At 26.7% G+C, this 13217-nt stretch carries 12 protein-coding genes; 3 read left to right on the top strand and 9 right to left on the bottom strand.

What is annotated here, in order from left to right; genetic code table 11:
• Nucleotides 1-32 precede the first annotated feature (32 nt).
• The 4 genes from BN1865_RS09795 to BN1865_RS18205 form a co-directional block, all read right to left on the bottom strand.
• Nucleotides 33-536 (bottom strand): hypothetical protein, encoded by a 504-nt coding sequence (locus BN1865_RS09795; RefSeq protein WP_050637076.1) that lies wholly within the window; start codon nucleotides 534-536, stop codon nucleotides 33-35.
• A 300-nt stretch (nucleotides 537-836) separates the two neighbouring features.
• Entirely contained in the window at nucleotides 837-1343 is a 507-nt protein-coding gene (locus BN1865_RS09790; RefSeq protein WP_050637075.1) for a hypothetical protein, read from the bottom strand.
• Nucleotides 1344-1386: 43 nt separating this feature from the next.
• A complete protein-coding gene (locus BN1865_RS09785; RefSeq protein ID WP_050637074.1) occupies nucleotides 1387-1950 on the bottom strand; it encodes a hypothetical protein in 564 nt (187 codons plus the stop codon).
• Between the two features lie 23 nt (nucleotides 1951-1973).
• Complete coding sequence (locus tag BN1865_RS18205) at nucleotides 1974-3014, bottom strand: amidase domain-containing protein (RefSeq protein WP_050637073.1); 1041 nt, start codon at nucleotides 3012-3014, stop codon at nucleotides 1974-1976.
• An 804-nt stretch (nucleotides 3015-3818) separates the two neighbouring features.
• Between BN1865_RS18205 and BN1865_RS18955 the strand changes: the two genes are divergently transcribed.
• The 3 genes from BN1865_RS18955 to BN1865_RS09765 all read left to right on the top strand — a co-directional run bounded on the left by BN1865_RS18955 (nucleotide 3819) and on the right by BN1865_RS09765 (nucleotide 5372).
• A complete protein-coding gene (locus tag BN1865_RS18955; RefSeq protein ID WP_050637072.1) occupies nucleotides 3819-4508 on the top strand; it encodes a transposase zinc-binding domain-containing protein in 690 nt (229 codons plus the stop codon).
• Nucleotides 4498-4974, top strand: a complete 477-nt coding sequence (locus BN1865_RS18950; RefSeq protein WP_050637071.1) for a transposase — start codon at nucleotides 4498-4500, stop codon at nucleotides 4972-4974. Before BN1865_RS18955 ends, BN1865_RS18950 begins: the two co-directional genes overlap by 11 nt.
• Before the next feature lie 149 nt (nucleotides 4975-5123).
• Nucleotides 5124-5372, top strand: coding sequence for a hypothetical protein (locus tag BN1865_RS09765; RefSeq protein WP_050637070.1), 249 nt, complete (start codon nucleotides 5124-5126; stop codon nucleotides 5370-5372).
• A 369-nt stretch (nucleotides 5373-5741) separates the two neighbouring features.
• Here the strand turns inward: BN1865_RS09765 and BN1865_RS09760 are convergent, their stop codons facing one another.
• From BN1865_RS09760 to BN1865_RS09735, 5 genes are all read right to left on the bottom strand, one after another.
• Complete coding sequence (locus BN1865_RS09760; protein ID WP_050637069.1) at nucleotides 5742-6908, bottom strand: hypothetical protein; 1167 nt, start codon at nucleotides 6906-6908, stop codon at nucleotides 5742-5744.
• On the bottom strand, nucleotides 6905-8080 hold the full coding sequence (locus BN1865_RS09755) for a hypothetical protein (protein WP_050637068.1): 1176 nt from the start codon (nucleotides 8078-8080) through the stop codon (nucleotides 6905-6907). The genes BN1865_RS09760 and BN1865_RS09755 overlap by 4 nt, the downstream gene beginning before the upstream one ends.
• Nucleotides 8077-8694 (bottom strand): ATP-binding cassette domain-containing protein, encoded by a 618-nt coding sequence (locus tag BN1865_RS09750; RefSeq protein ID WP_050637067.1) that lies wholly within the window; start codon nucleotides 8692-8694, stop codon nucleotides 8077-8079. Before BN1865_RS09750 ends, BN1865_RS09755 begins: the two co-directional genes overlap by 4 nt.
• A gap of 612 nt (nucleotides 8695-9306) precedes the next feature.
• Nucleotides 9307-11073, bottom strand: a complete 1767-nt coding sequence (locus BN1865_RS09740; RefSeq protein ID WP_050637065.1) for an ATP-binding cassette domain-containing protein — start codon at nucleotides 11071-11073, stop codon at nucleotides 9307-9309.
• Nucleotides 11070-13034: an ATP-binding cassette domain-containing protein gene (locus tag BN1865_RS09735; RefSeq protein WP_050637064.1), complete on the bottom strand. Its 1965-nt coding sequence runs from the start codon at nucleotides 13032-13034 to the stop codon at nucleotides 11070-11072. The genes BN1865_RS09740 and BN1865_RS09735 overlap by 4 nt, the downstream gene beginning before the upstream one ends.
• Nucleotides 13035-13217: the final 183 nt, after the last annotated feature.

The raw sequence follows: 13217 nt of genomic DNA, 5'->3' as shown, positions 1-13217 counted from the left end.
CAATTTATGACTTTATTTTTTTAATCAGATCTCTATTGATTGACAATTTCATAAACACAATTTTCATTATCTTTAATTGCATTTACATTCATTTCATCTTTATGTACTTCTTTCCATTCATCTAATGCACTGATGTATGTGATTGAAATTGTTTGATTTCCCTTTTTTAAAACAAAAGTAGACGATATTGTCCCATCATATAATGTCATTTGATATCCATCTTTTTCTAACTCTTTTGCATGATTATCAATAATAGATGAAGATGAAAAATCATCACTAAAAAAACAAAATAACAAATGATTTTTCTTTTGTTCAATAATATTCATATCTTTTTTAGACATATTTAATTTCTTTGCTATAGATGCTACACTCGGTATTTCAATAACTTCATTTGTGTCAGAGTCTTTATCTGTTGGATTTGGTTGAACATCTGTCGGACTTGTTTGTGTATCTACCACATCATTATCTTTTTCTTTTTCCTTATTACATCCAACTAAAACAAACATTACACACAATAATATAATTATTTTTTTCATAGTTCCCCTCCTGATCATATAAAATTTATTATTGTAAATTATCTTAATTACAAACCTATCTCTATCTTTAGTATATGTACTCTATTTTGTTTTGTAAAGTTCTTTATCAATTACTTTTTTATTATCACTGCTAATAGATAATTTGATTTATATATCTATCGTTATTAGTCATTTTTACTATCAAAAATATATTAATCAAAATAACCTCTTATCAAAGTTTATCTAAGCTGATAAGTGGTTTTGATGTTAATATTCTTTTATTCCTTTATCCTCAATGATTAACATGAAACCACCTCACTTTTATTTATTTTTTGATTGATATTCAAGTATTTGTTTGTTACATTCCTCTAGCATAGCTTCTGTATATCTCTCTGATCTTATTAATGCTCTACTCCATGTAACAAAAGGAAACTTAGATAAAACTGAACTTACATAATTATCCCCATCTTGAGGTGTCCATACATTTGTAATTTTTCCATTCTTTTTATCTAAATATACAACTAACAAATCATTATAACTTCCGCTCTCATGTAATGTTTTATCATCTTCAAAGAACGTGTATTCTATTATACAAAATCTTCCATATATAATCTTTTCATTTTCATTTTCTTTTATTTTAAAGATACGATGAGATTCAGATGTGAAATCAGCATAATGATTTGGATTACTATTCCACTCTACAATAAGCTCTCTCAATTCATTTTCAAATTCTTGTGTACTTTTGACAAGAGAATTATCAAAATAAATGAATAAACCAATTAAAAATGAAAATATAATTATAACAATTAACCCTTTCTTTTTATTCATACTGACACCTCTCTTTTATCTTGTACTAATAACCTATATAAATTTAGTTGTTTCCAATATAATCTTTAAATTGTTGAATACTTTCAATGTATAATTGTTCATAATATTTATCTTTGCTGATAAATAATTGACTCCATGTCGTTATTGGAAATTCCATCATAAGTTTAAACTCATAATCCGGTCCTGTTGAATACCATATATCTGATATATATTCTTTATCCTGCTTATCATTCTTAATATATATCTTAAGCCATTCTCTACTGCCATCTGCATAAATACCATATTCTTTCGTTTCTTTAATTTCTTCAACGATGCTATGAGTATAACTCATTATCTCAAAAAGCCCATAAACAATAGTTTGATCTTTTTGTTTATCAATCTTTATTACTCTATGTGATACACTAGTAAAGACTCTATCAGAAACATCTATAACCATATTAGAATACTCCCATCCTTGTAATTTTTCATTTATGAGATTTTCTAAATTCTTAGGAAGCTCAACTGTCACATTATCATAATAATCATAAACCCAAAGAAAAGAAAGGATACTTGCAATTATAACAACTGCAATAATAGTTCGTTTGATTTTCACTTTTTTACTTACCATAAATAATCCTCTCTTTCTAGCAATCACTTAACAGCTGGTGCATTTAAAACAGCTTTGATACCTCCAGCATTTTCCCAATCATTAGTAGCAGAACTAACCCATGCATGATAGTTTTTTGTATGCTGAGAAATTTTTAAATCTCTATATGTCTTGCCACCATAGTTTGCTACTGTACCTACTGCAGTAACAAAAGCACAATGATTCCATTTTCCATCTAATTCACTATCTAGTGCTATAAATGCACCTTTATAAGCTTTCATACTAAAATCATAAAAGCTTGTATACGAATATGCAACACCAAAATGCTTAACAAACCAATCCGCACGAACCCAAGATATTGAATACTCATCATAACTCTTCCACCACCAAGAATTAATAGTATCAGAAGTTGTTGGTGTATCCTTTGCGTTTCCTGCCCTAGCAATCTGCGAAACATAATTTGTACAGTCAGAAGACTGTTTTCTAAATCCTGGATTATAATTAATGCTCCATGTTTCAGCATAATTAATCATATTTGTTAAATTTAAACTTGCTCTAGAACTTTTGTTATTTGCATTTTTCTCAGCATAATCTTTATAGTAAGGAGAGAAATAAGGTAATAACATTGCCATTTCTTCTTTATCTTCTTCATCAAAATTTTCTTTATTATATAATTGAATAATTCTATTATTTCTCTCTATATTATCACAAACCTCTAAAAAAATTCTTAATTTTGAATCTTGATATTGATCGAAACTTATGTTGTCATCTTGATAGTAAGAATCAAGTGCTGTTTGATAATCATACCATGTTTCCATACTAAGAGAGGACAACCCATAAATTAAAGCTAAATTACTAATTATTTCACTTTCAATTATATTTATTTTATTAAATGCATCTAAATTCCTTTCAAAAACCCAATATGTATCATTAATTTCACCATTAAGAGTAACTTTAGGTCCAGGAACCAAACTTATTTCTGATGAAATTTGGTGATAAGGACATGTATCAGTTGCATATGACAAACTTATTTGTGATTGCATACATAATATTATAGATAATAAAAATATAAATAATTTTTTCATAATAATTTTCCCCTTATATAAAATTTTGTGACCAGTTATAATATATGTGTTTACACAATATATATGAGATTATTTATTTCAAAACAATCTTAATTAAATAATAGACACACCTCTTTTCTCATTATAATTGATCATTTCATAAATTATTACAAACCCATTCCTATATTATTAATTATATGAATTTCATATGTTTATGTTCATAACATAACAAGAAATATCTTTTTTTCCATATTTTATACATAAAATACATTTTTGAAGCATAGAATACGTTATTTTGTTTTTTATTAAATCAATATGAATATTTCAGTTTAATAAACACCCCGTGTTAATAGACGGGTGGCATCATCACAACATTGTGATGATGCATAAATTAATCATTTTAATTACGTCCAATGATATCAGTTTTATTTATATGGTATCATTATAGACTCAATTAGTTTGTTATTGTTAATACAACTAGCATAGCAAGCAGATATAATAAAATATAGATTTGTACTAATAATACGATGTAGAACAATAAAAAAGAAACGCAAAAATAATAGGAGCGATATCATATTTTAGTTCTGAAGCTGTTAAAATATATTTTGACAATAGATATTAGATATTTCTAATACGTCCTTAGCTAAAGATTAGATTTAGTATATAGTCATTTTAGATAATTAGCATCGCTAGAATAATTTACCAATTATGTGAATATACTTTTTATTTGTAAAAAAGGGACAAAATAAATTTTGTCCACTGGGTGATTAATCATATAAAGTGATTATCACCCTTTTTCGTTATATAATATATATCGGTGATTCTATGATAGATATTTATAATTATTCTAACACTTCCTCTTCCTATAACTTTATTCAGAATTTAAAACCCAGAACCAAGGAATCCATTTCTTATATCTTTTTTGATAACCTTAATTATTTAAGATCTCTATATAATTCTGGTAAGCTCAGAAATGTCACTTATGACAATATCCAAAAAACAATTCTTTGTGGCTCTGTTTATTTAGGCTATGATCTCTATGTATGCCCTGTATGTGGTAAAGAATCAATCATTCCTCATAGATGTCATTCTAAGTTCTGTACTACCTGCGGTTCTAAAAAAACCAAACAGCGTGCTGCTCGTATTTCCTCTATGGCTCTTGATGCTCACCATCGTCATATTGTCTTTACCATACCCAAAGAACTGAGAAGATACTTTATTGCTGACAGAAATCTTCTTAATCTTCTTTTTATAGCCGCTCGTAATACTCTCGCCTGCCTTTTTAATGATGCTAAGTTTAGGAAAACAAAAAAGAAATATTTTTCCAAAAAACATGTTATGAATAAATATGCCTATAAGAATGATAGAGACAAAATCATTTTTGGTTCTGTTATGACTCTTCACACTTTTGGAAGAGATTTAAAATGGAACCCTCATATTCACTGTCTTGTCTGTGAAGAAGCTTATGATACTCTTAAGGATAAAATGGAAAAACTTCTCCTTTATGTCCTATGAAAAATTGAGAAAAACTTGGATGTTTCAGCTTCTTGATCTCCTCTCAAAAGAAAACTTAAAGGGATTCCATTATCTCAAAACAAAGTGCTATAAGGAGTTATATGAAGGCTTCTATGTCTATGCCAAAAAAAGAGAAAATCAGGATGATGATAATATTGAAGAATGTGTCAAATATATCACTCGCTACACTTCCAGACCTGCCATGGCTGAGAGCCGTATCATCAAATATGAAGATGATAAGAAAATGATAAGATGGTGGTATAATCGTCATGAAGACGATCAGTATGTAGAAGTCTATCAGAAAGTTGAAGACTTTCTTAATGACCTTATCCTCCACTGTCCTGAGGAAAATTTTAAAATGGTGAGATATTATGGCTTTTATTCAAATAAAAATAAGGAATTTACTAGAAAAGGTTTATCAGCTTTATGGAATCAAAAAGAAAAAACACATCAGAAATATAAATGAAAGAAAAAAAGAACTCAAAATAAAACTTAATCATCTCAAATTTCGTACACATATGATAGAATCATATGCAAGGGATCCTTTACTATGCACCTGTGGTGCATTCATGAAATATGAATATACATATGATCCTTTTGAAGGAGGTACACCTAATGACAGACAATACCGAGAAAGGTGTCTTAACGAATCCAGAAGAATGTGGCTGGACAGACGAAGAAATTGATGCATTCATAGCCGAAGATGTGCTTATAGAAATGAAATGTATCAAATGTGGTCATATCGCCAAAGTTCCAGACTGGATACTTGGAGAATTTGCCGGAGAAAACAAAGCATTAGGAAAAGATGGAGAAGTTGAAATAGAATGTCCGCGATGTAATGGTGCAATGAGAAGACTCAAATAAACATTACACTTTTTCAGCTACTTATGAATAAAATCCAACATTGAAGTTGGATTTTTTCTTTATCTATCCTATATTTCCTGACGCATCCAAATACATATTAGATTATGGAAATCTTTCCATAATCTAATATGTATTTGGATTATAAACATGTTCAAAAATTTCAATGATATACCTAAGGTATTTGAGTCAAAAACACGCATTCAAATATTATCATCGCTATATGTATCAGATTTAGCATATTCTTCATTAAAAGATTTATGCAACTGCTCAGATGGTAAATCACAATTAGAAAATTATATCAATTTTTTAAAAAATATTATTTAAAAAACCACTTATCAAAGCTTACTTAAGCTGATAAGTGGTTTTATGTTAATATTCTTTTATAAAATTCATTGTGTAAATACAAATACATTCAATAACAATAAATACGAATAACACAATCATACCTATATCATATGTTATATTTAAATTGTTTAATTGCACAGCAAGATTTCCTATGACCACATTTACATAATTAAAATATGTGATTGGAGATAAATGGCTTATTTGCCCAATGAAACTCACAAAATGAGGAAGATAGACGAAACCCAAAATAATACATATCCCCGTAATCAAAAGCGGGCTTTCTTCTTTTATAAAAAATGAAAAAATATATATTAACAAACTTAACCCAATGTAGAAAAGCACTCCTAGTATTGACCACTGTTTAAGCACAAAAAGTAAACTATTTGCCACCCAGCAATTCGTACTATTTTGCATCATTATAGGATAATGAATACCCATATTTTGATTAAATACTGATGCAAGTATAAATGCAGATAATAAGAAAAACATATAAATAAATAACGATATACTTATACCCACTATACTTTTTGTTATTAATATTTTTCTTTTGCTCATTGGAATAATATGATCAATATTTATATTCGTTCTATAGTTCATTGTAAAACATTGTGTCAAAATATAGATACAACAAATTGTAGTTATCAATGGTAAAATAACTTGAGAAATTGATGTCATAAAACTTAATCCGAAAACTGGATAGTCTATATTTTCATAGTCTAATTGATTTGCTTCTAAATATTGTATATACGTTAATTGTTTATCAATATATGATGACATGTCTTTCATGGTTAAATCATTTTCATTACTTAATTTTAATGTATCTTCATTTATTTGTTTTTGCTGGTTTAATATTTGAATATATGATGAATAAAATTCAGACCAATTTTTTTGATCATAAAAAGATAACGATTCTTCATATTGTAAAATATGTGCCTTACTTATTTGAATAGATTCTTTATAAGATTTATATTCTGTTTGATTATCTTCTAGATGAGACATTTTTTCTTGACTTGTTTCTATTGTTTCATTTTCTGTCTTAATTTGATCTACTAATGTATCTCTTAAAATATCCTGTGAATTCATATTCATCATAAGATAAGTAAATATGAAAAGGACAATTCCAAGCAATAAAAATAAGTTTGATTTTCGATGTACAATTCTTTTTAGCAAAAACAATGCATATGTTTTCATACAAGTTTCGCTCCTTTTTTAGTCTGATATTGAGAAAGAGTATAACTCAATACAAATAAAACTATATTAGATATCATAAGAACTATGACTCCTGTTAAAAAGGAAATGTTTGTGTTGCTTGTTATGGAAGTAAGCTCACCTGTAATAACTTTATAAAAATTTAAATATGTCATTGGGAAAATATGTGCAAATGAATGAAGTGGTACAATTTCTGTTATAGCCAATGTTGTTCCAACAATTATAATAAATGATATAATTAAGCATGTCATATTTCTTTTAACAAATGTAGAGATTATAGAAATAACATTAACAATAAATGCTACTGATAAAACAATAAGGAAGCCTAGTTGTGGTATAAATCCTATAAGTGCTTTATATGTTCCAATACCTTCTAAAGAGTATATGTATACTGGCGTATTCAAATTACCTGAACTATTTCCTATAAGACCACATACATATGCAATCAATTCTATTAATAAAACAATCAATACTCCTATTAAAGTCCCTGTTATAAATCTTACAGTCTGCTTATTTAAACATGAATTTGGAATCAATTGATGTATATTTAGATTGTTTTTAAAGCAAGAACAGTATATTGATGATACTATAAAGATAATTAGTATTTCCATTAATATAGGCATAAAATCTTTTGTGACTTGAAGCATATATGAAATACCCTGAGTTGATGCAAAACGATCATCATAGCCTAAACCATAATTCAACATGTGTTGATTAAATAGTTGTTTTTGTTTTAGTGAACTAATAACTTCTTCACCATAACTTTCTGCATCTGATTCAACTGCTTTTAATGCTATTTGATTTAATGCCATATCATTTTTATAATATTCTTTCCAATCTTTTTTATGGACGGCTTCTAACTTTTGTTCAAGTAATTTCTTTCTTTGTTTAGCTATCATTAAGTTATCATTTGTTATTTGATATTCTTGTGTTGATGTTTCATAATTAGTTATTTCTTTTTGAAATTTTGTAATGTCTGTTTCAATTTCTTTTATTTCTTGTTCACCAGAATAAAGAGGATCATTCAACTCTGCATAAGCCGACATATGATTACCTACATATAAAACAACTATGAATATAACAATTAAAGCAAAAGGAATGATATTCAGTTTATTTTTATAAATTTTGCTCAACAAAAGACTTGCATAACTCATGAAATCACCTCACACAGTTTATGATCTTTAATTTGTAAAACAATATCACAGTATGCTATGATTTCATCTTTATAATGCGAAGAGATAAGTATTGTTTTACCTTTGTTTTTTAACTCAATAATCATATCAAAAAACAATTTTCTATTTTCTTCATCTAAACCATTAGTTATTTCATCCATAATCATATACTTTGCATCACTTAATATATACATAGCAATAATTAATCGTTGTTTCATCCCTAGAGAATACTTTTTTATAGAAACATGAATATATTCCTTCATATTCCATACTTGAATAATATCATCTATGTCTATCTTTGAATTCCACATTCTTTGTACAAACTTTAAATAATCCATTCCACTCAAATTTTTATCTAACCATTCTTCGTTTTCAAAATAAAATATTTGATGAAGATTATCCTCAACAGAATGATGATCAAATGATATATTCCCATTTTCTATTCCAATTAAATTCACCATTGCCCGAAATAGTGTTGTCTTACCAGATCCATTTTCAGCAACAATACCATATATACTATTATCATGAAAAGTATAGCTTACGTTATCTAATATTGTATGTCTTGTAACAAGTGTAATTTTATTAATTTCAATCATAAATTGGCTCCTCCCTCACAACAAAAAAAGAATTTCTTATTTTAGCAATAAAAATATAAGTCATTTTTTAGTTTTCTTTGATAGTCATTATTAAACAGTGCTTACAAACAGAAAACTCAGATAAAACATTGAATTGAGATAATAAATTTATTCTTAATCTTTTGATAAAAATTTAACTTATCTTCTATTTATATTATAACAAGAAGCATTGCTTTTTCTATATTTTGAACATAAATTACATTTTATTCGCATAGAATATATCATATATTTTTATTTTCATTTAATACCTTACACTTATGACACTTTATTTGTATTAAACAAGTTATTTCAAATAAGAGAGTTAAAACAAAAGCAGGAAAATAAAAGGATTCATCAAATATATTATGATATGCATTAAACAGCTCATATGCCATAAAACCATCTATACCATTAATATACATAGTTAGAAATGTTGTTATCCATATTATAATACTCATTTTTATTAAATTATTTGTATTCATATTTTGTTTCTTTGAAATAAAATATCTTAATATTAATCCAGGAAAAAATTTATTTACTAAAAAAAGCAATATATTCATATATCACTTTTCTTAGAAAACTCTATATTTATTATTAACTTTTCATTAGACTAGCAGCCGAATATTTTTTTATAATAATATAATAAATAATAATGTTAACTATTCCCATACCAAAAACATTAATCAAAATAACAATTCCAATCATTTTCATATTCAAGGCTTCAATAAACAACATGTACATACTCACATTGGAAATGATGAAAGCAATTATTCCCATTGGTATGAATGTCATTAATTCTTCAATAACTTTCATTTCCATAAGTTGCTTTGAATTAACTCCTAGTGTTTTTAACAATGCAATATTCTTCTTATCATCAATAACACGATATGTTTTATAGATAATGAAAATAATAATAGCTACAATCCAAATAATTGTCAGATATCGAGAATTAAAAAATGATAACATATTAACTTGAGGTTCAATATCAACATCTGTCACAAATCTATAATCATCTGGTATATTTCGTTTTATAAAGGAATAATCATTTAATGAATTAACCTCTATTATTAACTTATCAACTGGAATATTCCCTAACTCAATATGACTTTCTTCTAATAATTGTTTGTATTTGTCATATGATAAATACAATATTGGTTGTGAATTATAAGTTGGTTTTAATATTCCACTTATTTCTATTGCTTGATTATTGAGTTTCATGTGATTTTGAATATCTGTTTTAAAATAATGATAGATTTCATATGAAGCATAAATACTTTCAAAATTTTTTTCACTGTAGGATTTCATTATATGTGTATCATCAATGGAATGAGGAGTAGATGGTCGTATCTGGATATTTTCTAAAACCTTATTATTGAATTGAACATTTCCATTAAAATCAATATATGAATACAATTGGTATTCTTCAAATACATTCTGTAGTTTAACTTGTTCTATAGCACTTATTTTTGTTTCATCTGATTTTACAATATATACTTCATGATGAATATTATTCAATAGAACTTTCTCATCATGATTTTCATAAAAATATCCATATATGAAAGAGATTGTAAAGCCAGATAACACGATACCTAAGATAATACTTATAAATACTGATGAGATTATATATTTATGATAGACATAAGAATAAAGTGACTTTATATTCATTGGCTCTTGTATGAATTCAGTTTTGATTTCTTCATAATCTGAACTTTTCGTACATATGATATGATGATTCTGAAATTCATATATCTGATCTGATATGTTTACAAGTACTTCATCGTGTGAAGCTATAAGCACCATTTTATTTTTTTCATGTGCCAATCTTTTGATAATAGAAATAATAATTTGTTTATTTTCTTCATCAAGATATGCTGTTGGCTCATCAAATATAAAAAGCTTAGCATCTTTTAAAATACCACAAACAACAGCTAATCTCTGTTTTTCACCACCCGACATAGAACTGATACGTGTATTAAAATCCAAATCAAGTCCTACAAAATCAAGCTGTTCCCTAATATAATCATTATCCACATTTCGATGGGATAAACTTGCATAAAACTGTATATTTTCAATAAGATTTAAATGTTCAAAAAGATAAGTCTCTTGAAAAACAAATGATATTGAACTTTGTTTCATACTGCATAATGTTTTTTCATTAACTTTATTGATATTTATATCATCAAAATAATAATTCATGTTTGCTTGTCGACTCAATAATCCAATATTCATTAATAAGGAAGATTTCCCACAGCCGCTCTCTCCTTTTAAGAGTGTCACAATGCCATATGGTATATCCATATCACTTTTCTCAATAAGTATATTATTGTCAAATGATAAACAAATATCTGATAACTTAATCATATCTGATTCCTCTTTGTCATTACATGTATTCCATGATATCCTACTGCTATAACAAATATAATAATGATAACTGTCATTAAACTCCAATACATGCAAACTGACATTATGTTGAGTTCTTTAAACTGGAACGTGTGTATAAAGACAGCACATGACAAAATTGATGAAATAATACCAAAAATGCTCATATAGATATAATCTTTCATGTAATATTTTCTGATTTGCTTTTCTATTCCTATATGTTTTAAAACAACCATTTCTTTTCTTCTTGAATAAAGATGATAATAAGATAAAACTATAAAACTCAAAGTAGAAAGACCACACATAAATAAAACCATATAATGCGAAGAAGAATCTGTCGTTTCTGAATATTGAACTCCTTCAACTTGATAATGAACTTGATACAATTCATTTATTTTTTCTATATTCATTTTAACATTATCCTTTTCACCATCTTCACATAAAACAAGATACGTCATTGGATTATTATATATATGTTTTCCCTTCAGAGCATATTTTCCCAGTAAACTCTGTACTTGCTCAACGGGCATATATATTCTTACATAATTATCACTTATACGACTATTTCCATTTTCATCTGAATAAACTTTATTAGGCATGACACCATCTATTCCAAAAGACAGTTCATATTCTTCAAATATTTGATTCCAATGTTTACCAACATTATCATTAGATGTTAATTCAAATTTTACTGGTAATTTAAATTTAAAATTGAGCTGTGCTCCTTCAACTTTTTCTCCTAAAATAGTTTGAAAAGTTTCATCAATATAGATTCCATCTATTTTCTTTCCGTCAATCATTATATTTTGATCTGATGAATATGACATTATAGCAATCTGAGCATAAAAATCTATACCATAACTTCGACTTAATTTTTCCCAATAATAACTCTTTTCACGCTTCTGTCCATCTTGTGATACCAGTTCCATAGAATCATATGCTCCTCTATATTTACCATCTAAGAGACAATAATATGGCTGGATTGATCTGATTCCAGAAACTTCTGAAACTTCTTTTAATTCATCTTTAGTTAAAAAATCAGTTTCATTAAAAGGCATTCCTCTTGCATCAGGTAACTTATAAAAAAGCAAACCTGTTGACTGTACAGACTTTTGTTTTTCGTTTACATCATCTGTTAAATCGATGCTTAGACTTACTAAAAAAGGTATAAAGAAACTTAATAAACAACTCAAAATAATAAGAATACTAAATAAAAATTTAAGTTTTAAATTTTTATACTTAAAATAATGTACTTTCTTTGGACTTGATTTATGAATTTCTGGTTCATGTGAAGATTCAATTCTTTTCTGTTCAATTATTTGATGATCTTTAATTTCATATATTTCATCAGCATTCTTTAAAAGATATTCATCATGAGATGTACAAATAATTAAACACTTCTTAGAAAGTTCTTTCAAAACATCTATTAATTGTATTTTGTTCTGAGTATCCAATGAGGCTGTTGGTTCATCAAGCAAAAGAATATTTTTACCAGTCATAATTCCCAATGCTATCATAAACCTTTTTCTTTCTCCAGTTGATAAATATGCTGGATATTTCTTGAGATTAATATCTTTTAAATGAACTAACTCTAAATAGTCTTGAATGATTTCATCATTTATGCTCTTTCCATATAATTGAGCATAAAATTCAAAATGTTGATATAACGTCATATTATTTAAACACGTACATTCTTGATCAATATATGTTATATGATTAAATAAAAATTCTTGTGATATCTCTTTATTTATCGTTTCATTATTATATTGAATAATCTCATTATCCGCATATAAATCAAAAATAAGTATTTTTAATAATGTTGTTTTTCCACAACCACTTTTCCCATGAATACAAACAAGCGAGGTATCATTAAACTCTACTTGTGCATCCTTAAAAATAACTTTATCTTGATAACAAAAAGATAACTGCTTAATAGAGAACATAATGATACCTCCTTCATTTTCTAATTATTCAATTTTAACTAAAGCTCAGTATTAATATTATCTATCTTAAATTTATTATATCACTATCCTCTAGTAGAACAAAACCCTATTTAGATTATAACAAGAAGTTTCACGTTTCCATATTTTATACATAAAATACATTTTTAAAGCATTGAACACATC

The sequence above is a fragment of the Candidatus Stoquefichus sp. SB1 genome, assembly GCF_001244545.1.
Lineage (GTDB): Bacteria > Bacillota_I > Bacilli_A > Erysipelotrichales > Coprobacillaceae > Stoquefichus.
Note: the sequence above shows the minus strand (reverse complement) of the source record. Positions and strands in the feature narration are given on the sequence as shown.